Origin of the sequence: Desertivirga xinjiangensis (genome assembly GCF_024436435.1) — a bacterium.
In the GTDB taxonomy this organism is placed as follows: Bacteria; Bacteroidota; Bacteroidia; order Sphingobacteriales; family Sphingobacteriaceae; genus Desertivirga; species Desertivirga xinjiangensis.
Genome location: NZ_JAFMZP010000002.1, coordinates 139,437 through 165,890 on the forward strand (window position 1 = coordinate 139,437; position 26,454 = coordinate 165,890).

Annotated in this window: 24 protein-coding genes and 1 pseudogene; 17 read left to right on the forward strand and 8 right to left on the reverse strand. The window is 41.7% G+C overall.

Translation table 11 applies throughout. The annotated features are described in order from the left end of the window. The first annotated feature begins 455 nt into the window (after window positions 1-455). Window positions 456-1,466 carry an NAD(P)/FAD-dependent oxidoreductase gene (locus J3P37_RS05425; protein WP_256010022.1) on the forward strand — a complete coding sequence of 337 codons (1,011 nt, stop codon included), beginning with the start codon at window positions 456-458 and terminating at the stop codon, window positions 1,464-1,466. Window positions 1,467-1,469: 3 nt separating this feature from the next. Beyond that, entirely contained in the window at window positions 1,470-1,790 is a 321-nt protein-coding gene (locus J3P37_RS05430) for a 2Fe-2S iron-sulfur cluster-binding protein (protein ID WP_256010023.1), read from the forward strand. Between the two features lie 328 nt (window positions 1,791-2,118). On the opposite strand, the gene J3P37_RS05435 is transcribed toward J3P37_RS05430, so the two are convergent. After that, window positions 2,119-3,297 (reverse strand): acyltransferase family protein, encoded by a 1,179-nt coding sequence (locus J3P37_RS05435; RefSeq protein WP_256010024.1) that lies wholly within the window; start codon window positions 3,295-3,297, stop codon window positions 2,119-2,121. Between the two features lie 188 nt (window positions 3,298-3,485). Between J3P37_RS05435 and rplU the strand changes: the two genes are divergently transcribed. Then, window positions 3,486-3,797 carry a 50S ribosomal protein L21 gene (rplU, locus tag J3P37_RS05440; RefSeq protein WP_256010027.1) on the forward strand — a complete coding sequence of 104 codons (312 nt, stop codon included), beginning with the start codon at window positions 3,486-3,488 and terminating at the stop codon, window positions 3,795-3,797. A gap of 77 nt (window positions 3,798-3,874) precedes the next feature. Beyond that, a complete protein-coding gene (gene rpmA / locus J3P37_RS05445; protein WP_256010028.1) occupies window positions 3,875-4,144 on the forward strand; it encodes a 50S ribosomal protein L27 in 270 nt (89 codons plus the stop codon). Window positions 4,145-4,524: 380 nt separating this feature from the next. Here rpmA and J3P37_RS05450 read toward each other — a convergent pair whose 3' ends face one another. Continuing rightward, the gene (locus J3P37_RS05450; protein ID WP_256010029.1) at window positions 4,525-5,499 is read right to left on the reverse strand and encodes a polyprenyl synthetase family protein; all 975 of its coding nucleotides are present in this window, start codon (window positions 5,497-5,499) and stop codon (window positions 4,525-4,527) included. 285 nt (window positions 5,500-5,784) lie between these two features. Between J3P37_RS05450 and J3P37_RS05455 the strand changes: the two are divergent. From J3P37_RS05455 to J3P37_RS05490, 8 genes and pseudogenes are all read left to right on the forward strand, one after another. Next, window positions 5,785-6,775 (forward strand): annotated as a pseudogene (locus J3P37_RS05455) (aldehyde dehydrogenase family protein); the annotation flags it as partial. Between the two features lie 164 nt (window positions 6,776-6,939). Next, entirely contained in the window at window positions 6,940-8,865 is a 1,926-nt protein-coding gene (thrS, locus tag J3P37_RS05460) for a threonine--tRNA ligase (protein WP_256010030.1), read from the forward strand. A gap of 13 nt (window positions 8,866-8,878) precedes the next feature. Continuing rightward, entirely contained in the window at window positions 8,879-9,448 is a 570-nt protein-coding gene (infC, locus tag J3P37_RS05465) for a translation initiation factor IF-3 (protein ID WP_256010032.1), read from the forward strand. Window positions 9,449-9,472: 24 nt separating this feature from the next. Further along, a complete protein-coding gene (gene rpmI, locus J3P37_RS05470) occupies window positions 9,473-9,673 on the forward strand; it encodes a 50S ribosomal protein L35 (protein WP_256010033.1) in 201 nt (66 codons plus the stop codon). Window positions 9,674-9,798: 125 nt separating this feature from the next. After that, entirely contained in the window at window positions 9,799-10,143 is a 345-nt protein-coding gene (gene rplT, locus J3P37_RS05475) for a 50S ribosomal protein L20 (RefSeq protein ID WP_256010034.1), read from the forward strand. A 115-nt stretch (window positions 10,144-10,258) separates the two neighbouring features. Beyond that, a complete protein-coding gene (locus tag J3P37_RS05480) occupies window positions 10,259-11,179 on the forward strand; it encodes a DUF72 domain-containing protein (protein WP_256010035.1) in 921 nt (306 codons plus the stop codon). 87 nt (window positions 11,180-11,266) lie between these two features. Then, window positions 11,267-11,902: a peroxiredoxin gene (locus J3P37_RS05485; protein WP_256010036.1), complete on the forward strand. Its 636-nt coding sequence runs from the start codon at window positions 11,267-11,269 to the stop codon at window positions 11,900-11,902. Between the two features lie 226 nt (window positions 11,903-12,128). Next, window positions 12,129-12,326, forward strand: a complete 198-nt coding sequence (locus J3P37_RS05490; protein ID WP_256010037.1) for a cold-shock protein — start codon at window positions 12,129-12,131, stop codon at window positions 12,324-12,326. 412 nt (window positions 12,327-12,738) lie between these two features. Here the strand turns inward: J3P37_RS05490 and J3P37_RS05495 are convergent, their stop codons facing one another. From J3P37_RS05495 to ribD, 5 genes are all read right to left on the reverse strand, one after another. Next, a complete protein-coding gene (locus J3P37_RS05495) occupies window positions 12,739-13,284 on the reverse strand; it encodes an ExbD/TolR family protein (protein WP_256010038.1) in 546 nt (181 codons plus the stop codon). Between the two features lie 60 nt (window positions 13,285-13,344). Continuing rightward, entirely contained in the window at window positions 13,345-14,505 is a 1,161-nt protein-coding gene (locus J3P37_RS23060) for an App1 family protein phosphatidate phosphatase (protein ID WP_256010039.1), read from the reverse strand. A 14-nt stretch (window positions 14,506-14,519) separates the two neighbouring features. After that, the gene (locus J3P37_RS05505) at window positions 14,520-14,810 is read right to left on the reverse strand and encodes a hypothetical protein (RefSeq protein WP_256010040.1); all 291 of its coding nucleotides are present in this window, start codon (window positions 14,808-14,810) and stop codon (window positions 14,520-14,522) included. 321 nt (window positions 14,811-15,131) lie between these two features. Further along, entirely contained in the window at window positions 15,132-15,473 is a 342-nt protein-coding gene (locus J3P37_RS05510; RefSeq protein ID WP_256010041.1) for a cupin domain-containing protein, read from the reverse strand. 10 nt (window positions 15,474-15,483) lie between these two features. Further along, window positions 15,484-16,512, reverse strand: coding sequence for a bifunctional diaminohydroxyphosphoribosylaminopyrimidine deaminase/5-amino-6-(5-phosphoribosylamino)uracil reductase RibD (gene ribD / locus J3P37_RS05515; protein WP_439648953.1), 1,029 nt, complete (start codon window positions 16,510-16,512; stop codon window positions 15,484-15,486). A gap of 133 nt (window positions 16,513-16,645) precedes the next feature. On the opposite strand from ribD, the gene prmC reads away from it, so the two are divergent. Next, complete coding sequence (prmC, locus tag J3P37_RS05520; protein WP_256010043.1) at window positions 16,646-17,503, forward strand: peptide chain release factor N(5)-glutamine methyltransferase; 858 nt, start codon at window positions 16,646-16,648, stop codon at window positions 17,501-17,503. A gap of 37 nt (window positions 17,504-17,540) precedes the next feature. Here prmC and J3P37_RS05525 read toward each other — a convergent pair whose 3' ends face one another. Further along, the gene (locus tag J3P37_RS05525) at window positions 17,541-17,759 is read right to left on the reverse strand and encodes a hypothetical protein (RefSeq protein ID WP_256010044.1); all 219 of its coding nucleotides are present in this window, start codon (window positions 17,757-17,759) and stop codon (window positions 17,541-17,543) included. 203 nt (window positions 17,760-17,962) lie between these two features. Between J3P37_RS05525 and J3P37_RS05530 the strand changes: the two genes are divergently transcribed. The 4 genes from J3P37_RS05530 (at window position 17,963) to J3P37_RS05545 (ending at window position 26,128) form a co-directional block, all read left to right on the forward strand. Further along, window positions 17,963-21,331, forward strand: a complete 3,369-nt coding sequence (locus J3P37_RS05530; RefSeq protein ID WP_256010045.1) for a DEAD/DEAH box helicase — start codon at window positions 17,963-17,965, stop codon at window positions 21,329-21,331. 796 nt (window positions 21,332-22,127) lie between these two features. Further along, window positions 22,128-22,493 carry an HTH domain-containing protein gene (locus tag J3P37_RS05535; RefSeq protein ID WP_256010046.1) on the forward strand — a complete coding sequence of 122 codons (366 nt, stop codon included), beginning with the start codon at window positions 22,128-22,130 and terminating at the stop codon, window positions 22,491-22,493. Between the two features lie 570 nt (window positions 22,494-23,063). Next, the gene (locus J3P37_RS05540) at window positions 23,064-23,843 is read left to right on the forward strand and encodes a polysaccharide biosynthesis/export family protein (RefSeq protein ID WP_256010047.1); all 780 of its coding nucleotides are present in this window, start codon (window positions 23,064-23,066) and stop codon (window positions 23,841-23,843) included. Window positions 23,844-23,881: 38 nt separating this feature from the next. Further along, window positions 23,882-26,128, forward strand: coding sequence for a GumC family protein (locus J3P37_RS05545; protein WP_256010048.1), 2,247 nt, complete (start codon window positions 23,882-23,884; stop codon window positions 26,126-26,128). Window positions 26,129-26,454 lie beyond the last annotated feature (326 nt).

A 26,454-nucleotide genomic window follows, 5' to 3' on the forward strand; every position in this document is an offset into this window, starting at 1 on the left:
AGGTACTTTTGGCACCGGCACGAGTTTTTGCGGCTTACCATATATCTCCCACAACTGCTCAACTGCGGAAATATAATGATCTCAGCGGGCTCCATTCCCGGTTATTATACTCTACCCGTTCGTCCAGCAGGTTAATGTTGAAGGCCCGCAAAAAAACGGTTACAATGATCACACATCCCTCTGGAAGATCTTATACATCGGTGTTAAAGCGGTTGACCATCTTCTTGTCTGGAACGGCGCAAAGAGGGACTAGCGTTTGCCGGATACTCAAAGCGGTAGCACTGGCCAGACCAAACTCCAGGACACTTGCCTTGCTGTTAACAGTTTGCTTAACAAGCTTCAGTCTGCTTTGAACTATGGCTTCTTAGCATAACTTAAAGTTATTCGGGATTACAATTGGTCATTTGACTTAACGTCCGTTTGTGCCAACATTTGTAGTAAATATAAACAAAAGTATGGCACAAATAACAACTGACATTTGCATTATCGGCGCAGGGCCTGTAGGTTTATTCGCTGTGTTTGAAGCCGGTCTCCTAAAAATGAGATGTCATTTGATTGATGTCCTCCAACAGGTGGGCGGGCAGCTTTCCGAAATATATCCTCAAAAACCTATCTATGATATCCCGGGCTTTCCGGTAATAAATGCGCAGCAACTGGTAGACGGTTTAATGGAACAGATTGAACCTTTTAAGCCCGGGTTCTCCCTCGGAGAAAGGGTTACCGGCCTGGAAAAACTTGACGACGGAAGCTATATTGTCAGCACAAACGAGGACACTGTTGTAAGATCAAAGGTTGTGGTGATAGCGGGTGGTTTGGGCTGTTTTGAACCCCGCAAACCTCCAATTGATAATCTCGAAACTTATGAAGGAAAGGGCGTAACTTATATGGTAAAGGATCCCGGGCTGTTCAGAGATAAAAAAGTGGTGATAGCGGGCGGAGGTGATTCGGCTCTCGACTGGACTATCTATTTATCCGAGCTAGCTGAACAGGTAACCCTGGTACACAGGGGAGACACCTTCCGGGGAGCCCCCGACTCAGCCGAAAAAGTTGCTCACTTAGCCGGTCAGGGTAAAATAAATCTCTTACTGCAGTCGAATGTCACCGCAATTCAGGGAAACGGCCGGCTTCAGAAAGTGCAAGTTTTGGATAAGAACAAACTGATACAAACCGTTGAAGCAGACTACCTGGTTCCCCTGTTCGGTTTAACGCCCAGGTTAGGACCTATTGCCGACTGGGGTCTGCAGATCGATAAATCCGCTATTAGCGTAAATACGCTTGATTACTCAACTAATATTGAGGGAATATATGCTATTGGCGATATCAATACTTATCCGGGAAAACTTAAATTGATTCTTTGCGGCTTTCATGAGGCAGCCTTAATGGCTCAGAGCGCGTTCAAATACGTTTATCCGGAACAGAAGCTAAGTTTTAAATACACCACAGTTTACGGTGTGAATACATTTTAATTTATGATACGAATCAGAGTTGAAGATAGAGATGGAAGTATACGTGTCATTGAGATACCAGATACGGTTGATCTCAATCTGATGGAAACACTTAAAATATATGAATATAAATTACGTGCTACATGCGGTGGAATGGCCTTATGTGCTGATTGCCATTGCCAGGTTATTGATGGTGGTAATAATCTACCAGAGCCGCAAGATGCTGAATTGATTACTCTTGAGAACCATCCGGGTGCAAGCTTTAACAGCCGCCTGGCATGTCAGATCAGGGTGGCTGAAGAAATCGACGGCCTGTCCATCCGCCTTATGGGAGAGACAGAGTAAGTTTAACCTAATAAATTATATAACATGATCACAATATTTTATGTCAGCACGATGCTCCGTGCATTTATCCAGGAAACCTTTCTAAAAAAGCTAAAAAGCTTTTTCATCAGAAAGAACCGCCTTGATCCAGCGCCAAATATCTCAGACACGATTCTTTTTATATGACACTTAATCAAAGGGCTCTGATTCAGAACTCTATTTTAAAGGCTCTTCGAGATATCCATACTCGAAGCCCTAATCGTAGGTTCTCCGAACCGATTGATCTAGATCAAAGTCATTTAAAAACTGATAAGGGTTAAATAATGGGCCTCACCAAATGTTATTGTTCTTAGGAAGCATTTCTAAAAATATTCACGATTTTTTTTATTAAAAATCCGCCCTTTGATTCAGGTTTGAATATCTCAGATGTAATTCTTTTGGCGTGAAAGGCTTTGATTACCATGCTGTTCAGTATCTTTTCAAAGAAATTATAGAAAACCACGCTTCCCCCAAGGGTAAAGACCAATGTAAAAATTATGAACAGATCGCTGTTCCCGATACCTGAATACAAAAACAATTTGATTGAAAGCGGGATCAGCAATAAAGTATGGATCAGATAGCAGGAGTAGGATGAGTCGCCAAGTTTGCTGAATAACCGCGGAATCTTAAAGTTAAACAACTGCTCTAGTAGCACAAATCCTGTTAAGAAAAACATGCAGGGTACACCCCATACAAGCACTCTTAGAAAAGCAAGCTTGCTGTTTTCTGACACCATGGCTGCGTCACTGATGGTATGGCAATCAGTAAAGATAGAGCAAAGCATGAGGGCGAATCCCCCAGCAGTCAGTAGGGCAACACTGATCTTGGTTTTAATGTCCGCAGGGGAATTTTCGGACGTAATTTGTTTAAATATGAGGCCTGCCATGATACCGAAAGCAAATTCGATTAACAGCGGAGATAACAGAAATTTGAGCAATTGATCGTGCGGATTGCTAAAGTTTCCTGCCAGGGCAAGCAGGAGTAATATACCCACAAGATAATGATACATATTCTTGCCGGCAGTTTTCAAAAGGATCGCTATAAGCATATAGAAATAGACTTCAAGGGATAAGGACCATCCAACCGGAATCACAGGAAATATAAACTCGCTTCCGGATACCGGGAAGAAGAATATGGTCTTCCATATTTTTTCTGCATGCAGGGCCGTCCCTTTGAACGCAGAAAGACTGAGGGAGAGGACCGACAATATCCAGTACAGGGGAATTACCCTCAATATCCTTTTTGTGATGAAATCTTTCCAGTTTCCCGACTCAATGTAGGCAGCGCTTACCATGGTCATGATGAAACCGCTGATGATATAAAAAAGATCAAGCCCGATAGCGCCCCAGTTTTCAAGGAACATATAGCTTTTTTGGATAGAGTTGTTACTATAAGGACTGTCCATGATATGAGTGTATACCACAAGGGCAACTGCAAGTGCTCTTAAACATTGGATGGATTCTATTTTGGGTCGGTAGATGTGAGCCATATGAGAGATTTTTTCTAAAAATAATTTTTAATTTGGTGGCTTAGATCTGTGAAAATCAGATTGTAAACGGATGTACAGGTTGGTTTACAGGAAAGATATGCTAATTTTCTAAATATTTATTCAGCAAGCGGTTGTGTTTGAAAAAGTAAAACTCTATATTTGCACCTCATTTAAAAAAATACATAATAATGTACGCAATAGTAAATATAGCAGGGCAACAATTTAAGGTTGCAAAAGACCAGCAGATCTTTGTACACAGATTACAAGGTGATGAGGGCGCTAGTATTGAATTTGACAATGTATTATTAGCAGCAAATGGTAGTGATATCCAGGTAGGTGCTCCGGCATTGCAAGGCGCTAAGGTTTCCGCTAAGATCGTGTCTCATTTAAAGGGAGATAAAGTAATCGTTTTCAAGAAAAAACGCCGTAAAGGTTATAAAAAGAAAAACGGTCACCGTCAGCAATTCACTAAAATTGAGATCACTGGTATCTCTTTATAGTAGGAGGTCTGTTTCAGCAGACTTATTTAAAACAGATTGTTAAACATTTTGGGATATTCCCTTAAAAATAAAATAAAATGGCACACAAAAAAGGAGCCGGTAGTTCGAAGAACGGTCGCGAGTCGCATAGCAAACGTTTAGGTATCAAGATTTTCGGTGGTCAGAATGCTATTGCAGGAAACATTATCGTACGTCAGCGTGGTACTAAACATCATCCGGATAAAAACGTTGGTTTAGGTAAAGATCATACTTTATTTGCGTTGATCGACGGACAAGTCGTTTTCAAAAAGAAAGCAGATAACAAGTCTTACGTATCGGTTCTTCCGGTAGCTGCTGTTGCAGAATAGTAAGTACTAAGAATTTAATAGATAAAGAAAGCCTCGTTAGATAACGGGGCTTTTCTTGTTTGAAGGAAAATTTTGATGCTTTAGCGAGTCAGAGACTCTTTTCATTGATAGATCCGGAGAGCGCTCTGCTAACTCTCGCGGACAGAATCGCTTAGTCTCCAGTTTAAGGGATCAAGTGGAAAAGTTGGGGGATGTTCTTTCTTTCGTCATCCTGAACTTGTTTCAGGACCTCTTGCTTAAGCATGTCTTTTATAGTCCAAGAGTTGCCGAATCCTGAACTTGATTCAGGATCAGCATGACGACCGTTTTAAAAAGTTTGGCACTAATGCGCTTAGCCGCCCCCAACTTTTCCGCTTGATCCAGTTTAAGGGTGACAGGTCCTAGTTTTCCCTTACCAGGAGCTCTTCGGCAAAGTGTCGCAGCGCTTTTTTCTTATCATCGCCGGCATTTACTTTTTCGAGTGCCGATAAGGCCTTCTCGGCAAATTCATTCATTTGTTCGTCAGCCAGCTGGCGCACTCCCAGGCGGTTATAGATATCGGTTACCGACCTTACTTTAGTTTCAGGATCGGCGTTCTCCTCATTTAGCCAGTAATGAAGCTCTTCCTCTTCCAGGTTCTCTGCAAGCTCGAGCGCTTTAATTAGCAAAAAGGTTTTTTTATTGGCAAGAATATCGCCGCCTACCTGTTTTCCGAACTTTTCTGGGTTCCCATATACATCCAGCAGGTCATCCTGCAGCTGAAAAGCGAGACCGAGGTTTTCACCAAACGTGTAAAGATGTTCAGCATCTTCGGGTGATGCATTCCCGATCAGGGCTCCGATCTTCAAACTGCCCGCTAGCAATACGGCCGTTTTAAGCCTGATCATTTCGAGGTATTCCTGGACGGTAACACTATCAAGCGCCTCGAAGTTCATGTCGGTTTGCTGGCCCTCGCAGACACCTGTTGCCGTATTGTTGAAAATGCTCAATACTTCCCTTAGAATTTTATCGTCGACCCTGGCTATAAGTTCATAGGCTTTTACCAGCATCACATCTCCGGATAAAATAGCTACGCTATCATTCCATTTCGTGTGCACCGTTTGCTTGCCTCTCCTAAGCGGTGCTTTGTCCATAATATCATCATGCAGCAATGTGAAATTATGGAACACTTCAATGGCTACTGCAGGATCCAGGGCTTTGATGATACTGCCGTCGAATAAATCGCAGGCCATTAACAGGAGCACAGGTCGCATACGCTTGCCGCCAAGTGACATGATATAGCGTATTGGCTCGTATAGCTCGTCAGGAGCTGAAGGATACCGGCTTTCTGCGATTTGCTTATTGATCAAATCTTGTAATTGAGGGATTGAGTACATATATTATTTGCCAATAGACTAATGAGGCGAAGTTATAAGATATATCTTTTATCTGCCTTCATTTAATTGATTAATTACCTTTGGACTTGAAATTATACGGTTTAATAACCGTGTTTTAACAAAAAGGTTTATCGCATCACCAACATAAGAGTTCCTTGCTATTGGGGCAAATTTTTTGCTAAATTTAGTTTTGAGGATAAAAAATGGACTTTTTAACAGGCTTAGAACTGGAACATATAAATCCGGGCGTTGGGACAGGAGCTAAAAATGGTTGGATTCATCCGAATCTCGGTTTGGGCCTGGAATGCTATGATTGCCCTGGTTTGCGGCGATGTATGCATGTGGAAGCCTTCCCATAAAACACCTCTTACTGCTGTTGCCTGCCAGATGATCGTAGCTGATGTATTTAAGCAAAATAACATGCCCGAAGGAATTTCGTCGATTGTTAACGGCGACAGGCATGTTGGCGAGTGGCTGGCGAAGGACGCTCGGGTCGCATTAGTGTCTGCCACGGGATCAACGGCTATGGGAAAGAGTGTGGCCGGGCTTGTTGCACATCGACTGGGACGTAGCCTGCTTGAACTCGGCAGTAATAATGCTATAATGATTTCTGCTGATGCAGATCTGGATATGGCTTTGCAGGCCTCGGTGTTCGGCGCTGTGGGGACTGCAGGTCAACGCTGCACTTCTACGCGTCGCCTGATCATTCATTCTTCCGTATATTCAGAGTTAGCGAAAAACTTGTCCATGCTTATCGGCAATTGAAAGTGGGCGATCCCCTGGATGAAAATATTCATATGGGGCCGCTCATAGACCAGGATGCGGTGAAAACCTACCTTGATGCGATTGAAGCATGTAAACTGCAGGGAGGGAAATTTATTGTTGACGGAGGTGTTTTGGAAGGTGAGGGTTTTGAGAGTGGTTGTTATGTTAAACCCTGTATTGCAGAAGTGAGCAGTGGTTTGCCTATTGTAGATATGGAAACTTTTGCGCTGCTACTTTATATTATGAAGTATGACTCTATTGAGGAAGCGATAGCTATGCAGAATTCGGTTTCCCAGGGGCTTGCTTCTTCAATTATGTCTTTAAATATGAGAGAGACAGAGTTGTTTTTATCGGCTGCGGGCTCTGATTGTGGGATAGCTAACGTGAAACGGGCGGAGGCAGGGAATCAGGGTCGGATGCCTGGAAAGTGTATATGCGGAGGCAGACGACTACTATCAATTATGGAAGGGGTATTCCGCTGGCGCAGGGGATCAGGTTTGAAATTGAGTAGTATAGTTTCAACACAGAGAACGCGGAGGATACAGAGAGACACGGAGGCATGTTTGCGTGTGCCTTAGTTGACAGAATCTACTGCAGGCTTGAAAAAAAATCCTATTTTTGCCAGCCAGCCGGAATAGTACCGGTTGTTCAACATTAATTAAATCATAGTTGTAGATGATTAATATTACACTTCCTGATGGTTCTGTTCGTGAATATGAAAAAGGAACTTCATCCTATCAAATTGCATTATCAATATCCGAAGGATTAGCAAGAAACGTACTAGCTGCCGAAGTGAACGGCGAAGTTTGGGATGCTGCACGTCCGATCGAAACGGATTCGACCGTTAAATTGCTGACCTGGAATGATACCCAGGGCAAATCAACTTTCTGGCATTCATCGGCTCACCTCATGGCCGAAGCCCTAGAGGCTTTATATCCCGGAACGAAGTTCGGTATCGGGCCCGCTATCGAGACCGGTTTCTACTATGATGTAGATTTCGGCGACCGCGACTTTTCTTCCGACGATTTCAAGAAAATAGAGGATAAGATCATGGAGCTGGCAAAAACGAAGTCAGAGTTTGTGAGAAAACCGGTGAGCAAAGCAGATGCTGAAGCTTACTTCAATGAAAAGGGCGATGAATACAAACTGGACCTGATCAAGGATCTTCCTGATGGTTCTATAACTTTCTATACACAAGGTAAGTTTACGGATCTCTGCCGGGGACCGCATATCCCGAATACAGGATTCGTCAAAGCTGTAAAACTAATGAACGTGGCCGGGGCTTACTGGCGTGGCGATGAGAGCCGCAAGCAGCTGACCCGTATCTATGGCGTAACTTTTCCAAAACAAAGTGAGCTAACAGATTATCTTAAGATGATCGAAGAAGCTAAAAAGCGTGATCACCGCAAGCTTGGAAAAGAGCTTGAGTTGTTTGCTTTTTCTGAGAAGGTGGGAATGGGGCTGCCATTATGGTTGCCTAAAGGAACTGCTCTGCGGGAAAAACTGGTAAGGTTCCTTCAGAAGGCCCAGGAAAAAGCAGGTTACGAGCAGGTAATTACCCCGCATATCGCCCATAAAAACTTATACATCACTTCCGGCCATTATGATAAATATGGTGCGGATTCTTTCCAGCCAATAAAGACGCCGCAGGAAGGAGAGGAGTTTTTCTTAAAGCCGATGAACTGCCCTCACCATTGCGAGATCTATAAGACTAAACCCCGTTCTTACAAGGACCTGCCGGTCCGTTTTGCTGAATTTGGTACTGTTTACCGCTATGAGCAAAGTGGGGAGCTGCATGGTTTAACCCGGGTTCGTGGTTTTACTCAGGACGATGCGCATTTATTCTGCCGTCCGGATCAGGTAAAAGAAGAATTTAAAAAAGTAATTGACCTGGTATTATACGTTTTCAAATCCCTGGGCTTTGATGACTATATAGCACAGGTGTCTTTGCGTGATCCTGAAAACACTATTAAGTATATTGGATCGGATGAAAACTGGAGGCTTGCCGAGACTGCCATTATTGAAGCAGCCGCTGAAAAAGGGCTGCCGACAGTGGTTGAATTCGGAGAAGCTGCATTTTATGGGCCCAAACTAGACTTTATGGTAAAGGACGCCTTAGGCAGAAAATGGCAGCTTGGAACTATCCAGGTGGATTATAACTTACCTGAGCGCTTTGAACTGGAGTATACCGGAAGTGATAACCAGAAACATCGTCCGGTAATGATACACAGAGCGCCTTTTGGTTCCCTCGAGCGTTTCGTAGCGGTGCTGATAGAGCATTGTGCCGGAAACTTCCCTCTGTGGTTAAGTCCGGAGCAATTTATCGTTCTTCCTATTTCTGAAAAGTACGAAGATTATGCAAAAAAAGTTTTGGAATCCCTTAATAATTCCGATATTCGCGGGCTGATTGACTTGCGGGATGAAAAAATCGGCAGGAAAATCAGGGATGCGGAGGTCAAAAAGATCCCGTATATGCTGATCATTGGTGAAAAAGAAATGGCGGAAGGAGTAGTTTCACTACGGAAACATGGCCAGGGCGATTTAGGAAGTATGACAGCAGAACAATTTAAGAGTCAATTAATTACAGAAATAACCGTTTAAATAAAAAACAAATTTGGCATTAGGAAGACCAGGTTTTAACAGAGGGCCAAGACCTCCGTTTAAGAAAAAAGAGGCTGAACACAATATTAACGAGTTCATCAGGGCACCGCAGGTACGTCTGGTCGGTGAGAATGTTGAACAAGGTGTGTTTTCTTTGAGCGAAGCACGTGCAATAGCTGAAGAACAGGAACTTGATTTGGTTGAAATCTCTCCAAACGCGAATCCTCCGGTTTGTAAAGTAATTGACTATAACAAGTTTATCTACGAGCAAAAGAAGAAGCTTAAAGAGATAAAAGCAAATGCTAAACAAACGGTGATAAAGGAGATCCGTTTTGGGCCTAACACCAATGAGCACGATTTCCAGTTTAAACTGAAGCATGCGATCAGCTTTTTGGAAGATGGTGAAAAGGTTCGGGCTTATGTTCACTTTAAAGGCCGTGCCATTGTGTATAAAGAGCAAGGGGAAATTCTTTTGCTGAAGTTTGCACAAGCACTTGAAGAGGTGGGAAAAGTAGAGCAGTTGCCGAAATTAGAGGGAAAACGAATGTTTTTAATCGTTGGTCCCAAAACAGGTAAGAAATAATTAACAGGTCAAAATAAATAGGTTATGCCAAAAATGAAAACCAATTCCAGTGCTAAAAAGCGTTTTAAGCTTACTGGAACAGGTAAAGTTAAGAGGAAGAATGCATTCATGAGTCACATCTTAACTAAGATGTCTACTAAGCGTAAGCGTGCCTTAGGTCAATCAAGTCTGGTATCAGATGGTGACATGGGTAACGTAAAACGTATGCTTTGCATCGGAAAGTAAGACCTGCATTATTCAGGTTATGTCTGAATTAAATTAAGGATTCAGACAATTAATTAAATTTTAACCCGGCCTTCGGTTGTAAGTTTGCTGAGAAACGCAGCGCCGCCCGCCAAAAATCAAAACAAATGCCACGTTCGGTTAACGCAGTTGCGTCAAGACGCAGAAGAAAAAAGATCTTAAAATTAGCCAAGGGTTATTACGGATCAAGAAGCAAAGTTTACACTATTGCTAAAAACACGGTTGAAAAAGGTTTGCAATATGCTTACCGTGACCGTAAAACCAAAAAGAGAGAGTTCAGAGCATTATGGATTCAGCGTATTAACGCTGCTGCTCGTCAGAACGGATTATCTTACTCACAATTAATTGGAAAGTTAGCTGCTAAAGAAATCGGTTTAAACCGTAAGGTATTAGCTGATTTAGCGATGAATGAGCCTGCAGCTTTCAAAGCAATTGTTGATGCAGTAAAATAAACCAGCAATAAAAAATTAAAAAGGGAACCCAAAACGGTTCCCTTTTTTTGTGCACTTTGTATTCGTAGCTTTAATATTCTTTAGTATTGTTTAATATTACTACTTAATTTTATCTATGGATTTTGGAAAGATACCCGAAGAGCAGTTGCCAGAGGTTCAGTTTGCTCTTCCCGCCGATTCTCTATTTACAAATGAGGTTTTGAAACAGGCGGGTAAGCCTGCACAACCACAGATCTATATAGGTTGCGCAAAGTGGGGAAGAAAAGAGTGGGTGGGCCTTATTTATCCTCCAAAAACGAAAGAGGCTACTTTTTTAGATGAGTATGTAAAGCATTTTAACTCTATTGAGCTGAATGCTGTTTTCTATAACATGCCTAAAAAGGAGCAGATCAGAACCTGGAGAGAAAAGGCAGAGGCGGTAAGGACCGATTTTAAGTTCTGCCCCAAGTTTACGCGGGGTATCAGCCATATACGCCGTTTAAAAAATGCGGAGGAGGATACTAACCGTTATCTTGAAAGTATTTATGAATTTGGACCATATTTAGGTGCTTCATTTTTGCAGTTGGCTGATAATTTTGGTCCTGCTAATTTTGAGGTATTGAGAGCGTACCTGCAGTACCTGCCTCATGATTTTGAGATCTTCGTGGAAGTTCGGCATAGTGCATGGTTTGAAGACGCCGCTGCCAGGAACGACTTCTTCGGCATGTTGAAAGACTTAAAAAAAGGCGCTATTATTACAGATGCCAGCGGCAGAAGGGATTGCGTACATATGGAACTAACCACACCTCAGGCCTTCATTCGCTTCGTGGGCAACGGCCTGCATCCCACAGATTATGTCAGGATCGATGCATGGGTTGACAGAATTAGCAGCTGGGTGGACAAGGGGCTGCAGGAGGTCTATTTTTTTCTACACCAGCACGACGAGAAGGATACTCCTGTCCTCGGCGACTACACAGTGAGGAAGTTCAATGAAAAGCTTTCCGGTAGTTTGGCCGCTCCCATTTTTGTAAATCAAAGCCCACAACTTTTTACATAAGTTTTATAAATTGTATGCCAGAATAAGAATAAAACCTATTACTTTAGTAGAGTTAGATATTTTCTTAAACTTAAAAAGATTTATACTATGAGCTTACGATTAGGCGATACCGCCCCCAACTTTAAAGCACAAACATCCTTAGGTGAAATTGATTTTTACGAATATCTTGGTGATAGCTGGGCAGTGTTATTTTCACACCCTGCAGATTACACGCCGGTATGTACTACTGAATTAGGCAGGACCGCTGCATTAAATAACGAATTTAAAAAACGAAATGTAAAGGTCTTAGCCCTGAGCGTGGATCCTATCGATAAACATCAGGGATGGATTCAGGACATCAACGAAACCCAGGGTGTAGAAGTCGACTTCCCGCTTATTGCAGATGAAAACAAGGAAATTTCTGAAGCCTATGGCATGATCCACCCAAATGCTTCTGAAACAGCTACAGTAAGGTCGCTTTTTATCATTGCGCCTGATAAGAAGATTAAACTGATCATATCTTATCCTGCCTCTACGGGTCGTAACTTCCAGGAGATCCTTCGTGTGATCGATTCTCTGCAGTTAACAGCAAATTACAGTGTGGCAACACCTGCGGATTGGAAAGAAGGCGAAGATGTGGTAGTTACTCCGGCAATCAAGACGGAAGATATTCCGGCGCGTTTTCCGAAGGGGCACCGTATAGTGAAACCATATCTGCGTTTTACTCCTCAACCGGATAAATAAATAAGAATCTTGTGATTTACGGTTGTTTATATCAACCGTAAATCTGAGTTTAATCATTGTCAAACCGGAGGAAATTTTTATACAATGAATAATTGCTTTTGTAAAAAAAATATCTATGTTTGATATAAATCTCCAGTTTTTAAATATAACCTGAATTATAAATACCCTTTCTTTTTCAGTATACTTTTATAACGGTGATTTAATGCTAATTTTATTATAATATTTTATGAAAACTGGAAAAGTTAAATGGTTCAATGCCGAAAAAGGTTATGGCTTTATCACGCAGGAAGACGGAAAAGAAATCTTTGTACATTTTAAAGATATTCAGGGTGGGGTAAACGCACTTCGTGATAACGACAGTGTTGAATTTGAAGTTGCTGAAGGTCGCAAAGGCTTACAGGCTGTAAATGTGAAGAAAGCATAAGTTCAATTTGAACCTACTCACGAAAACCTATAAGGAGTTGAAATCCTTATAGGTTTTTTTGTTTAACATCGAATCAAGCTGAAAAAGTTGGGAGGGGATCAAGTGGAAAGTTCGGGTCGGCTAAGCGCATTAATGCCAAACTTTTTAAAACGGTCGTCATGCCGATCCTGAATCAAGTTCAGGATTCGGCAACTCCAGGATTATAAAGGACATGCTTAAGCAAGAGGTCCTGAAACAAGTTCAGGATGACGAAGGAAAGAACATCCCCCAAATTTCCGCTTTATCCTTGGGAGGCTTCTTTCAAGAATCTACGTTGATTATGAAAAGCTTTATGTGCCAAGAAACCGGATACAGGCTAGACAGCAATTTCTGTCCAATCTCCCAATTTTTACGCTTCATAACAATACTCCCCTTAATACACCCTCGCTTTTTTCATGATCTCTGTGTCCCCCGGAACCAGATCTACAATGTAATAGCTCTTGATCTGGCTTATATTCAATTCATCTAGCAGATCAACCAGGTTCTTATAGTTTGATTTGTCGCTGGGTTTGATAATTACGATCAATCCTTTGCTGGAATCCCCGGTTCGTTTAATTGCTTCAATATTTTTGGCGCGAAGAGTGTTCCGGATAGTGTTGCGTTGAAATCCATCATTTGAGGAGCTTTCGAGCGGCTTAGCGCTGTTGCCAACCAGCCAGTGCAGTTTGTTTTCTTTGCCAATATATATTGTCATGGTGCGGTCTTCGGGGACCCTGGTGTTTGGTTCGCTTTCCGGATTAACCGGCATTGCCAGGGGCATAGCCACTGGTTTAGATAAGGTGGTAGTCAGCATGAAAAAAGTGATGAGCAGGAACATCAGATCGACCATCGGAGTCATGTCTACCCTTGGAGATAGCGATACATTTCTGGATTGGTTTCGGCCTCTAAGGCTTCCTCCGGATGATTTTAATTCGGCCATTGCTTTAAGGATTATAATAACCTGATGCAGCCAGGACCGAATTTCCATAAAGGTTCTGAATTACTCTAGCAAGCTTGCTTCTTCTTTACCAGGTAGAGTACCTTTATCCAGCTCTTTCTCCGTTTCAATTGCAGGCAGTGCTTCTGTATATATAAGTCCGATCTTTGCTGCATGTTCCGCTGCCTGGGCGGCATTGTCTATGATCAGCATTTCCAGGTCTTCTGTACGCGTCTTTTCGGCTATTTCAAGGGCGATCTTCTCTCTATGTGCCAGCTGCACATCGCGGATGTAAATGGCCAGAACTCTTCCGGGATATTGTTTTGCAACTTCCTGGTAAATGGTCGGATCTTCCTGTCCGCTATCACCGATTAGCACAAAGTTGAGGTGTGGATAGGTGAGGAGTATATTTTCGATCTCTTTAAACTTATGGCCCATATGGCCGCTGCTGATAAATTTATTTTCTTCCAGCCCAAAATCTCTCAGCAGCAGGGGTCCTGCGGGTATTTCATTCAGGTCCAGGTAGTCTTTCAGGAGATCGTATAAGTTCCAGGGACTGCTGGAAACGTAAAAGAAAGGGTTGTTTCGTTTTCCGTTTCGTCCCAGTTGCAGGGATTTATAAAATTCGGAGACGCCTGCAAAGGGAAGCCTGGTCCTGGCATTATTCAGGAAAACAGTCCTGGCCATTCTCAGTGCGTTGGTGGCTGAAGTTTCTACGATAGTATCGTCGATATCGCTGATAATTCCATATTCTGCATCGAAGGGAGGGATCAGCACTTCTGCACTGGTTTTTATATTTGTTTCAAAAGGAATGGGGGCGTGTTCCAGCTCGATTTCAATGTTGTGCCAGATATCATCCAGGTGAAGAACTTGCGACGGGGCCAGATTTAACAAGAAGTAGCCCTCTTCGTCGGTTATGACCTGATGTGTCTGGTCCTGAAAAGATACTTTTAATAAGGCGCCCGGAACTTCGTCGCTTTCGAAGCGCTTGTACATGTTTAAGAGATTCGTGAAGATGGTGTCCTTATCTGAGGCACTTTTGAGAAGTTTGTCTTCCAAAACGCGACCTTTTAGATATAAACGGTTTGTTGTGCCGTAGCTTCTGTAAGGGACGATCTGGACTGGGTCGTTTAGTTTGAGTCGTCGCCTAAGTTTGAAGGTGATGTCGTCAAACTGTTCTTCAATGTTTGATACCGAATCTTTAAAAAGCTTTTTCCAGTTCACAGGCCTCCTTTGGTTTAAAGTAATCCGGGATAATCGTTTTCGATCGCCTTGCCAAGTTCCTGTAAGTCGTTGTGGTCAAGGTCAAAGGAGCCTTCGTCTAAAATAACCCATCCGCTGGTTTTAGTTTTCTGCACGATAAGGTTGGGTTCCTTTTGGCTTACAACTGTTTCATTTTTAGGGTCTTTGTCTTCGTCGAAAGCGTTGGCGCTTTCGAGCTCTATTGCGAAAAGATTATCTTCTACCTGGGTAACGGTGACGTCTGTGCGTACACCTTTTACAGGGAAATGGGTTTTGAATGCAGGCATATGTATTATAATAGTTTTTCTAATAGACAAAGTTCTGCAAGTAAGGTTTGTTAACGATGGAGGGAAATTGAGATGGGTGGTAATTTAGCACACGCGGCACGCGTGTGCTAGCAAGGAGTCGATATGCTCCGTCTGTCTTAAGTGTTCCGCAGGATCACTAAGGATTCAGAAATGAGAAAGAGTCTCAGACTCGATAAAGCGCTATGTTTATTGCCTAACGAGTCAGAGACTCTCTTTATTGTTTAATCCTTAGTCCCTGGCGCGCTTGGACCCAAGCTACGGAATAAGGACAGCGCGTGTCGTCTCTGCGCTCTGTGGTTACTAAGAAATTAAAAAATCTTCCCGCACCGGCGAAAAGCTATCTACTAACCTTGCTGTTTGGGTAAGCAGCTGTATGGCGTGTTGTTTTCCGGATGGAACATAAAACATGTCTCCGGCTTTAAGATGGACAGGAGCTTCGTCTTCTATGAAGAACAGGACTTCTCCTGCTGCAATATAGCAGGTTTGTTCGTGAGGGTGAGAATGCATTGGATCGGGCTCCGCTTGTGGTCCGTTACTGAAATCCAGAACCGCTGTCATGAGCTTTTCCAGGCTCACCAATCTTCGTTCAAGTCCTTCGGCTGGCTTTTGTACCTCCGCGGTACCATAATGTAATACAGGCATGTCTAGCTATTTAGTTATTAGTAAATATTCGCAGGATATCTGCACCAACTTTAGTTTCTGATCTCCGGCTGCCTTTAACTTCTGGTGCTTTAAGGCCTTCATTCCAATAGTCGCCGCTGATGAATATCCTGGCTTCGTCCCATAAACCTGCTTTAATGAACAAGTCCAGTGTTTTAACTCCTCCTTCGACGATCAGCGACTGCACGTCCATTAAATATAGCTGGTAGCAGATCAATTGGGGCAGGTAATGGTCAAAATCTTCAAGCTGCAAGTATTTAATGTTGTTGCTGATCTCTGTTTTGATAGCGTTAAAAACGATTGTTTCCTGGCTTCCGTCGAATAAGTTCAGACTGGATGAGAGTTCCAGGTTTCTGTCAATAACTATCCGTTTAGGATTTCGGCCAGCCCATTCCCGCGCGTTAAGCCTGGGATTATCAACATGCGCTGTGTTTTTTCCTATTAAAATGGCATCTTCTTCGGTGCGCCAACGATGAGAAAGTATTTTTGAACTGGCGGAGCTGATCCATTTTTGCTCTCCATTGAGGGGTGCGAAATAAGCATCGGCAGTTTGTGCCCATTTGAGAATAATGTAAGGCCGTTCTTTACTTATACGTGTAAAAAAACGCCTGTTCATGTGCCTGCAATCATGCTCCGATACATTTTCAACAACTTCAATACCCGCATGGCGCAGCTTCTGAACACCGCGTCCGTTTACATGCTCGAAGGGGTCCGCGCAGCCGATCACAACCTTTGGAATGTTATGACGGATAATAAGATCGGCACAGGGCGGGGTCTTTCCCTGATGAGCGCAAGGTTCCAGACTTACGTACAAGGTCGATTCGCTAAGCAGTGTCGCAGCCGCGGCTCCATACTTAGAAAGCACTGCATTGATGGCATTCGCCTCTGCATGAGGGTGCCCATAGGTTTCGTGATAAGCCTCGCCAATAATTAAGCCCTTGTGCACGATCACAGCTCCCACCATCGGGTTCGGACTCACGCTGCCGGCGCCAAGCTGAGCCAGGTCGAGGCAGCGGCGCATATATTTTTCGGGATCCAAATCTTTTTCTTTAATGTTAAACAAAAGTGTAAAAAAATATGTTTTTTAAATGCCATTTCCGATTATTACTTAAGCTTGTACTAAAATAAAGCAGACATTTATTACTTATCACACTATGACAATTTCCGCAATAGAGAGTATTTATACCGACCAGTTGCCACCGATGTACGATAAGGACGAGGCAAAATCGCTTGCCCTTCTGGCTGTACAGCATGTATGTGACCTTACCAAGAATTACATTCTTCTTCATAAAAGTCATGAAATAACACTCAAGGAGGAAACTTCGCTCATCAGGATACTGGATGAACTTCGGTTTGGAGTGCCTCTGCAATACGTACTTGGGGAAGCTGATTTTTACGGGTTGCGTTTTAAGGTAAATTCCAGTGTGTTAATTCCCCGGCCGGAAACTGAGGAACTGGTGTTCTGGGCGCTGGATAGCGTGAAAAGGGATCCTGAGCTCGGGATCAATGTGATCGATATTGGCACCGGCAGCGGCTGTATACCTATTGCTATTAAAAAGAACCTGCCTGAGGCGGAAGTGAGTGCATGCGATATCTCCCATGAAGCAATAGAGGTCGCTATAAATAATGCGGTGTTAAACCAGACAGAGGTGCATTTTTTTCATGCGGATATTTTGAGTCCCCGCTTTACTTTGCTGCCTCTTACATTCAACCTTATTATAAGCAATCCTCCTTACATTACGGATTCAGAAAAAAGGCAGATGCATAAAAATGTTTTAGAGCATGAGCCGCATACTGCGCTCTTTGTTCCAGACGATAATCCACTTCTATTTTACAATTCAATAGCCGACTTCGCTGCAAAGCACCTCAGCTCAAAAGGATTGTTGTTTTTGGAGATCAATGAGGCGATGGGCAGGGAGGCAGAGAATATGCTTCATAGTAAAGGATTTAACACGGAGCATAAAAAGGATATAAACGGAAAAGATAGAATGATAAAAGCCTGGCTTAACTAGCAGGCTTTTATTTTCACGCAATATTATTTATCCTGATTTATTTAACCTGCTCTTCTTTTGGAATGATTTGAATTTCGCGTTTTGATTTTGCAGTGAAAGATATGTTATGGTCTTCCAAAAGTTCTTTTACGCTTAGAAATTCTGAATCCCTCGAAGTCAGGATACGATCATTACGTTTTAGCGCAGTTGTCAGATCGGAGAAGATTGCCAACTCCATAAAATCGTTGTAGGTATACTTTACTGGTACTAAGTTCATAGGTCATTAGATAGAATTGATAAAGCAAAGGAAATACGAAAAAGTTTTATTTAATTCAATAAACTCTTATCTACATTCTGCTATATCCAGATAATCTCTGCTAAAAGTTTAAAAAAAACTGAAGATGTATAATTAAAACTTTGGATCTTTTAGTTTTAATTTGCCTTTGATTTTGTATCCGGGGCGAATGATAAGAAGAACAGATGAGCCAGAAAGAAGCTAAAACTTATATACTTAATAATGTACGCGTTTCTTCTTTAGATGAAGTGCTTATTCAGAATCATTCGGCCGAAATTGTTTACGCGCCACTTAAATTCTACGACATCGAAGTGGTGTCCATGCAGCTGAACCTTGCTACGTTTAGTCATTCGGCGTCCTCAGGTACCTTAGTAAGCGTTTGCCAGCAAGAAGGTAGTATCGGGCTTTCCTGCACCTGCAACAGTATGCATGAAAAGTTGTGCCGATACCAGGTGTTAACCCTTCATTCAATCCGGAAAAATAAAGATTACCTGTTGTTTTTTGATGATGCATTCAGGCAGGAAAAAATAAGGAAGTTAGCAGAATCTTATGGTTTGCAGCACGAAGAGCAGCCGGATGATTTTTTCCAGGTTGAATATATTGATAGCAGGGCCGTTATCAAGCCCAGGCTGCAAGGTTTATTTCCGGTTACTAAAGAGTCTACGTCAATCCTAAAGGAAAACCTTTTTGTAAGGGATAATACTGACATCCCTTTGAAATTCAAGCTGAAGCTGGGGCTGCAACCATTTGTCGTGGTCCGGCAGCACAGGTTTTACAGGCATCTTAACATGGATATTTATGAGGGAGGTACCAGCCTGGCTGGAAAACTGAAAAATCCACTGACCCTGGTAGATCCTCAGACGCAGATCTGGAAAACACAGGGACAGGAAGAACTGAAGTTCTATACAGGAGTTACCTGGTTTCAGAACAATCACACCCGGGAAAGGTCGGAATCCGACATTCATGCTTTGAAATCAGTTTTTAAAAACCCGCTTGCACTTAAGTTTTATCAGCACGATCCGGAAATCTCCGAAAAAGTAAACGCAGCCAGCTTAAGTCCCATTACCTTAGGCTCCGTTATTACCGATGCAAGGGCATCGGTTTGTGAGAAGTCGGGCTTGTATCATATCCATGTTGAAGTACAGATAGACAAGCAGCTGTATTTGCTCCAGGATCTGGTTTTCAAGCATGGCTACTTTATTCAGATGGGAGGTAGGCTCCACCTGGTCGGAGATCTGCAGCTACTTAATGTCTTTGATTTTTTCAGGCAAAATGGTTCGGTCCTGATTATCCATAAGTCGAAGTTCACTGGATTCAAGGAAGATATCCTCGATAAACTTGAAGACCGTATTTCTATTTCGTACTCCTGGGTTAAGCAGGAAGCGCCAAAAACGGAAGGTGCAGGGAAAGAAGTGGAGCCTGAAAGGATCATTTACCTGTCAGACTCGGAAAGCTATGTGCTGATCAATCCGGTAGTGAAATATGGGGATGTTGAAGTGCCCGTTTTGAGCCGGCGCCAGGTTTATGCTCCGGGTAGCAGGGGCGACATCATCGCCATAACGAGAAATAACGAATATGAAGACGAATTTACTTCCCTGCTGATAAGGCAGCATCCCTTTTTCCAGGAACAACTTGACGACGGCCTGCTATATTTCTACCTTCACAAGGACCGTTTTCTGAAGGAAGATTGGTTTTTGACGGCTTTTGATGAATGGCTGGGACAAGGTATTACCGTTCTTGGGTACAATGAGTTAAAAGGTAGCAGAATAAACCCTAACAAAGCGAAGATTTCGATTAACGTAGTAAGTGGTCTGGACTGGTTCAATGCAGAGTTAACGCTGAGGTATGGGCAGAAGAAAGCCTCCTTAAAGCAGGTTCAGAAAGCCGTCAGGAACAAACATAAATATGTTCAGCTGGATGACGGAACTTTTGGTATACTGCCGGCAGAGTGGATTGAAAAACTAAGCGCTTGCCTGCAGGCCGGTGAGATCAGAGGTGAGACGAGTCTGAAGATCCCCAAAATTAATTTCCAGCTTATAGAGGAGATGGGGGAGGATGGAGTGCTGGATGAAGCCGTTAAAGATGAACTGGCTGTAATCCGGTCCAAATTGAGCAACTTCAAGTCGATCGAAAGTGTGGAAGTGCCTACAGGGCTAAATGCTGTACTTCGTCCTTACCAGAAAGAAGGATTAAACTGGATGAATTTTCTTGATGAATTTAACTTTGGTGGCTGCCTGGCCGATGATATGGGATTGGGTAAATCACTACAGATCATTGCTTTTATATTATTGCAAAGACAAAAAGCAGGGAGAAATACTAATTTACTGGTCGTTCCTACCTCGCTGATCTTTAACTGGCAGGCGGAGATTGAAAAGTTAGCTCCTTCAATCAGAGTGCTTACATTTTATGGTTCAAGCCGCATAAAGGATACGAGCTCGTTTGAAAACTACGAGGTGATCCTTACCTCGTACGGAACTCTCTTGTCGGATAGTGCATTTTTGAAGAGCTATAGATTTAATTATATATTCCTCGATGAATCGCAGAACATAAAGAATCCGAATTCGCTGCGCTACGGGGCGGCTGCTATGTTAAAGTCGAGGAATAAAATTGTGATCAGCGGTACACCTTTTGAAAATAACACCCTGGATCTTTATGGCCAGTTATCTTTCGCCTGCCCTGGCTTATTGGGAAGTTTACGGTATTTCAAAGATATCTTTTTGATACCTATAGATAAATTCCAGGACAGGAGGAGAACAGAGGAGCTTCAGAACCGGATCAGGCCGTTTATTTTGAGACGAACGAAAGCTCAGGTCGCTCTGGAACTTCCTGACAAGACCGAAATGGTTCTCTATTGTGAAATGTCCGCCGGACAGCGAAAGGTATATGATGCCTATGAAAAAGAATTCCGAGACTTTATTTCCGCCCAAAGCAACGAGGATCTACCCAGGAGTTCCATTCATGTCTTGAAAGGATTGACACGTTTGCGCCAGATATGCAATTCTCCGCTATTGTTAAATGAAGAGAATCTGCCTGATTATTCTTCTTCAAAGATCAGTACATTGATAGAGCAGATAATGGACAAGGCCGTATCGCATAAAATACTGGTGTTCTCCCAGTTTGTGTCGATGCTCGACCTTATAAGGACAGAACTTTTGAACAGAGAGATCGGGTTTTCTTATCTGACGGGCAGTACAAGGGATCGGGAGGCAGCGGTAAACGGATTTCAAGATAATGAGGAAGTAAGGGTGTTCCTGATCAGTTTAAAAGCTGGAGGGACAGGCTTAAATCTTACTGAAGCGAATTATGTTTTCCTGGTTGATCCCTGGTGGAATCCGGCTGTTGAAAACCAGGCAATCGATCGCAGTTACCGAATTGGGCAGGACAAAAAAGTAATTGCTGTGCGCCTGATATGCCCGGGTACGATAGAAGACAAAATGCTGCAATTACAACAGCGTAAAAAAGATCTGCACAACGTTTTGCTTAGCCGGGAAGTGTCTGACCTTAAATTATTCAGCAGAGAAGATTTAATGTTTCTGTTAAATCCGTTGAAATAAATATTTCTTTGCTGACCACTTCAATCCTTTTGTCCGCTTTTTTATCATTTTAAACTTCACACTATTTTTTCAAACTGTTGCATTTGTAATATATTAAATTTAATTTTAAGGAAAGTTTAGGCAAAGTTTTAATTTTGGAAGTTCTTAACACGTGTAATTCGTTGTACCAACAGGATTTTCAGAAAACATACGTTGCAGAGCTAGCATAAATTAATTTACTTGCAGTTTAGGAACAAAGTTAGCTGTGTGTTAACGATGTGTTGTCTTAACCTATATTATAAACATCTGTTAAAACTAGAATGCGTGTATCATTAATAAATGTATAATAACTTCACATATTTTACAAATTTGTAAAATTTTTGCTTTGTATCTTAAAAGTTAATTACATTTACGGTAATAAAAATCAAATCTACCAAACTATGAGAACATTTTACAACGACCAGGCAAGGCCCCCAGGGTGCCCTTAGCTTTCCAGAGTTAACTAACAGGATACGGACAATAACAGCCTTTAGAAAATGAATAAAGTAAAATTACATATTTCTCCAAAACATCTGTTTTCTCCTATATCGTATGTTAGTAAGCAGCTTACTTATTTGAATACATTAACTGTGTTTTTTTATTACAGCATTTATTAGAAAATGAGAATTAAAAAGATGCGCCGGGGAGGGACGTCTTTACATTCAGCTTTCAATAGGTTATTTTAATTAGACATCAACAAACAAGGATTAACTGTAAGAGAGAGAGGACTCTTTTACAAGCTATTAAAAACATTTCTTTAATCATTTAATTTACCGATATGCATAACGGAGAAATTGTAGAACTTGTAATTCGTCGTGATAACATTAGTATCAGCGAACTTTCCCGACGACTAAACGTCAGTAGAAGATCAGTTTACAACTGGTTTACGCAGGAAAATCTAAGTCTAAACATTATAAGCAAAATCGGAGAAGTCCTGGACCATGATTTTTCGACGGATTTTCCAGAGTTGGCGAACACCTCTGCCAGGAAGATCAGCGGCTATAACTTCAGAGATGGAGAAATTAATGATGAAGCCTCGCTTAATTCAGTGCAATACTGGCGGGATAAGTATATAGATCTGCTTGAGAAACACAACGACTTTTTAAGCCGAAATACATCGCTATCATCAATGTTAAGTTATTAATCTTTCAAAAATATCCTGTTAAACTGGATCCATTTATAATCAGATCTATTGAATATACATATACTCCCAATCAGTTTAAGCAGATATTATGTAGCCTTTATCCGGAAACCCAAGACCCGGATAAAGGCTTTTTTGTGGAATAAGCTTACTGACCAGGGGGCTTCTTTTTTCTCATTCCGTACGCTGAATCTTGCAAATTTTAATCATTGATTTACCACCGTTTCTGCCAGCTATAGTTTCTTGTTGTGTTAAGAAATCTTTACAATATTGTAATATTTCGACATGACGTTTTTTTTATCAAAAACTACACCGCTAATAGTACTTTTTTCGGGATATTTCAAAGCTGTTACTTCCACTTATACACTCTCTTGTTGCCAGGAATATGGCCATGTACTATATAAAAGGCGATTTCTTTTTGCGCTGTAAATATTGCTTTTACAGGTTCGTATTCCCTTTGTAAAGCTTATACATTTCAATTTACAAGTTAAAAAATCAGTGTTTTTATTTCTCATATGTACATACATTTGAGTGTTCAGTAAAGCGAATTCTGAATCTGCCAATTTGAAAAACATGAAAGACATTTACTTGAAAGCATTAAAAAAAATAGGAGTTCTTTCCATACTTTCTATCTCCGCCTGTGCTCCTCAAAGGGACCTGGTTTACTTCAGCGATATGACTAAAAAAGGGGCTGGAAATGATATAATAATTAATAGTATTGAACCCAGGATTCAATCGAGCGACTTGTTAAATATTACGGTTAATTCGCCTAGTGCTGAATCGAATGTATTGTTTGCCGCCAATTATAATACACCGGCAGGAAACGGTGATTACGAGCTGGTGGGTTACCGGGTAAACAAAAACGGAAATATAAATTTTCCTGTTCTTGGTAATGTAAAGCTGGAAGGATTTACAATAGAACAAGCTCAGCAAGAACTGACACGTGAGTTGAAAAACTATGTTAAAAATCCCATCGTCAATATTCAATTTCTGAATTTTAAGGTGACGGTTATTGGGGAAGTAAATAATCCCTCAACTTTTACTGTTACAAACGATAAGATCACTCTACTCGAAGCTCTGGGTATGGCTGGAGATATGACTGCTTATGGTAAAAGGGAGAATGTGCTGATCATCCGGGAGAATAATGCAAAACGTACGATGGTCAGGGTAAATCTAAACAAAAAGGATGTTCTGAGCTCACCCTATTTCTATCTGAAGCAGAATGACGTAGTATATGTAGAGCCGGATAAAGCAAAATCCATGGAAATTAGCCGAAATAACCGGTTGATGCCTTTAATTGTGGCTTCGATATCCGCGGCTGCTGTTATTGCTACAACCTTTTTAAGACGCTAGTATACTAACTGACAATATCCCAAATAAAAATATTTGTTATGAATGAGATAATGAAATACCTCAAGTATTGGTATATATTTATTATAACAGTGGCTATTAGTGTGACTCTTGCATTCTTTTATCTGCGCTATGCTACCCCTGAATATAAGATCACAAGTACTCTTCTAATTCAGGATGATAAGAAAGGCGACGGTATGTTAAAGGGGACCGCATTCAGTGATCTTCAAATGTTTCAGACAACAAGAACTGTTGATAATGAAATAGAAGTTCTAAGGTCCCGTGACCTTGTCTACAATGTGTTAAAAAGCTTATCCATGGAGACTAAATATTCTATCAAACATCCTTTTATGACGAAAGAGTTGTATGGTGAAGATTTGCCTGTAAAAGTAGTTATACATAAACTCAACCGCTCTGCATATACCCGGGAGATAACTTTGAAACCTATTGATGATAAGACCTTTTTATGGCAGGATTCAGCTAAAAAAGTTATCTATAGATATGGACAAACTATCACCAATCCTGCTTACGTTGTTCATGTGGAAAAAGGCCCGGCCTTTTCAAATAACAAGACAAAAATATCGGTAAAGTTTCGCAGTTTAAAAGGGCTTACTGAAGCATACAGCCTGTCCAAATTAAGTATTACACCTATTATCAAAGATGCAAATACTATCATTCTAAGTTTGGTTGACGAGATTCCTCAAAGAGGGATTGATATATTGAATAAACTTATTGATGAATACAATCTTCAAAATGTCAATAATAAGAGTGTTATAGCCAGGAATACCATTAAGTTTATAGATAACCGGTTAAAATATCTTACTGCGGATCTGGCGATGGTAGAACAGGATGTAGAGAATTATAAACGAGTAAACCGGGTCACTAATATTTCTGCTGATGCCCAAATTAATCTTGAAAATTCTGGCGGTTCCAATCAGCAATTGGCCGACCTTGGAGTTCAACTCAATATTGTAAGATCGCTGGAGAACTATTTAAGTCAGACAGACCAGAGTTTCGGTTTGGTTCCCAGCACCCTGGGCTTAAAAGATCAGACATTGGTTGATCTGACAACCCGTTATAATGACCTTCAACTGGAACGGCAGCAATTACTTCGTTCTGCCAATTCTCAAAACCCTTTGGTGCTGAACGTAAACGATCATCTTGCGAGCTTAAAAACAAGTATGATGGAAAACTTAAGAAACATCAGAAAGGGATTGCTTCTAGAAAGAAACAACCTCCTTGCAAGATCATCGTTCTTTGAGTCGAAGGTAAGGAACGTTCCGGTGATAGAGCGGGGGCTTCTGGAACGTACCAGGGAACAAAGCGTGAAGCAAAGCTTGTATCATTATCTCTTACAGAAGAGGGAAGAGACGGAATTATCTTTATCCGCAACAGTGCCTACATCGCAAGTGGTTGACCGTCCGTCGTATAATAGTGTCCCCCAATCCCCAAAAACGCAACTCATCTACTTATGCTCTGTAATATTTGGATTTATTTTACCAGCCGGGTTTATCTTTTGCAAGGATCTGCTGAACACTAAGGTCCAAAACTCATCCGAAGTCGAAATGATCCCCGGAGCGCGGATTCTGGGCGAGCTGAGTCATAAGGGAATGAAAGGATCGGTAGTTATACAGAGAGGCAGTAGAACAACTATCTCCGAGCTGTTCAGATATATCAGAAGCAATCTGAGTTTTATGAACCCAAACAACCAGAACCAGGTCCTCCTGGTAACATCAAGTACAAAAGGGGAGGGTAAAACATTCTTTAGCATTAACCTTGGAATTACTCTTTCTATGGTGGATAAAAAAGTAGTATTGCTGGAGTTTGATCTTCGTAAGCCTGACTTGTTAAACAGTTTGAAGCTTAAATGTGAGGCGGGGCTTTCTGATTATCTTACTTCTGACGATGTTCTGCTGAATGATATTATCCTCTCTTCAAATGTTTCTCCTAACTTATCAGTGATAGGATGCGGTTCACTTCCGGAGGACCCTTCAGAGCTTCTAACTACTCACAGGGTACATCTTTTATTTGAAAATCTAAGAAAATCATTCGATTATATCATTATCGACACTCCACCGGTAGGTATGGTGGCAGATGCATTCAGTCTTGGACTGCATTCTGATGCCAGCATATACCTTGTACGTTACAATTTTACCAATAAATATCAGCTGAAAATACTGCATGATATCTATGAAAATAAGAGCTTAAGGAATCCTCTGGTTGTGTTTAACGACGCAAAAAGTGAAAATAAATATACTTATGGATATGGCAAATACGCTTATTCATAGACGGCTCAAAATTTTATCATCTACCTGTATTCAACAATCGCTTTGTTAGAGCTGAGCTCTACTCTCAGTTCTCAACAAAGCCAATCACAACAATTAAGCCGCTCGCGGTGCATTTAACGGTCGAGATCTGCAAATGATCTGAAGCCAAAAAGATAATCATGTAAGTGAGATAGCGAAGCTCTGCCATTTAGAGACCCGGCTAAACACTTCAAAAGACGCTAGCGTCAAAACAACATTAATATTAAAGAAAATTAGTCATGTAAGTGAGGTAGCGAAGCTCTGCCCGCCCGCATAGTATCCTGATCATAAACTAATCACGTTCACAA

Excerpts from the sequence above, each read along its gene's own strand:
- J3P37_RS05425 (WP_256010022.1), top strand. The coding sequence starts at position 456 with ATGGCACAAATAACAACTGACATTTGCATTATCGGCGCAGGGCCTGTA.
- J3P37_RS05430 (WP_256010023.1), top strand. The coding sequence starts at position 1,470 with ATGATACGAATCAGAGTTGAAGATAGAGATGGAAGTATACGTGTCATT.
- J3P37_RS05435 (WP_256010024.1), bottom strand. The coding sequence starts at position 3,297 with ATGGCTCACATCTACCGACCCAAAATAGAATCCATCCAATGTTTAAGA.
- rplU (WP_256010027.1), top strand. The coding sequence starts at position 3,486 with ATGTACGCAATAGTAAATATAGCAGGGCAACAATTTAAGGTTGCAAAA.
- rpmA (WP_256010028.1), top strand. The coding sequence starts at position 3,875 with ATGGCACACAAAAAAGGAGCCGGTAGTTCGAAGAACGGTCGCGAGTCG.
- J3P37_RS05450 (WP_256010029.1), bottom strand. The coding sequence starts at position 5,499 with ATGTACTCAATCCCTCAATTACAAGATTTGATCAATAAGCAAATCGCA.
- thrS (WP_256010030.1), top strand. The coding sequence starts at position 6,940 with ATGATTAATATTACACTTCCTGATGGTTCTGTTCGTGAATATGAAAAA.
- rpmI (WP_256010033.1), top strand. The coding sequence starts at position 9,473 with ATGCCAAAAATGAAAACCAATTCCAGTGCTAAAAAGCGTTTTAAGCTT.
- rplT (WP_256010034.1), top strand. The coding sequence starts at position 9,799 with ATGCCACGTTCGGTTAACGCAGTTGCGTCAAGACGCAGAAGAAAAAAG.
- J3P37_RS05480 (WP_256010035.1), top strand. The coding sequence starts at position 10,259 with ATGGATTTTGGAAAGATACCCGAAGAGCAGTTGCCAGAGGTTCAGTTT.
- J3P37_RS05485 (WP_256010036.1), top strand. The coding sequence starts at position 11,267 with ATGAGCTTACGATTAGGCGATACCGCCCCCAACTTTAAAGCACAAACA.
- J3P37_RS05490 (WP_256010037.1), top strand. The coding sequence starts at position 12,129 with ATGAAAACTGGAAAAGTTAAATGGTTCAATGCCGAAAAAGGTTATGGC.
- J3P37_RS05495 (WP_256010038.1), bottom strand. The coding sequence starts at position 13,284 with ATGGCCGAATTAAAATCATCCGGAGGAAGCCTTAGAGGCCGAAACCAA.
- J3P37_RS05505 (WP_256010040.1), bottom strand. The coding sequence starts at position 14,810 with ATGCCTGCATTCAAAACCCATTTCCCTGTAAAAGGTGTACGCACAGAC.
- J3P37_RS05510 (WP_256010041.1), bottom strand. The coding sequence starts at position 15,473 with ATGCCTGTATTACATTATGGTACCGCGGAGGTACAAAAGCCAGCCGAA.
- ribD (WP_439648953.1), bottom strand. The coding sequence starts at position 16,512 with ATGCGCCGCTGCCTCGACCTGGCTCAGCTTGGCGCCGGCAGCGTGAGT.
- prmC (WP_256010043.1), top strand. The coding sequence starts at position 16,646 with ATGACAATTTCCGCAATAGAGAGTATTTATACCGACCAGTTGCCACCG.
- J3P37_RS05525 (WP_256010044.1), bottom strand. The coding sequence starts at position 17,759 with ATGAACTTAGTACCAGTAAAGTATACCTACAACGATTTTATGGAGTTG.
- J3P37_RS05530 (WP_256010045.1), top strand. The coding sequence starts at position 17,963 with ATGAGCCAGAAAGAAGCTAAAACTTATATACTTAATAATGTACGCGTT.
- J3P37_RS05535 (WP_256010046.1), top strand. The coding sequence starts at position 22,128 with ATGCATAACGGAGAAATTGTAGAACTTGTAATTCGTCGTGATAACATT.
- J3P37_RS05540 (WP_256010047.1), top strand. The coding sequence starts at position 23,064 with ATGAAAGACATTTACTTGAAAGCATTAAAAAAAATAGGAGTTCTTTCC.
- J3P37_RS05545 (WP_256010048.1), top strand. The coding sequence starts at position 23,882 with ATGAATGAGATAATGAAATACCTCAAGTATTGGTATATATTTATTATA.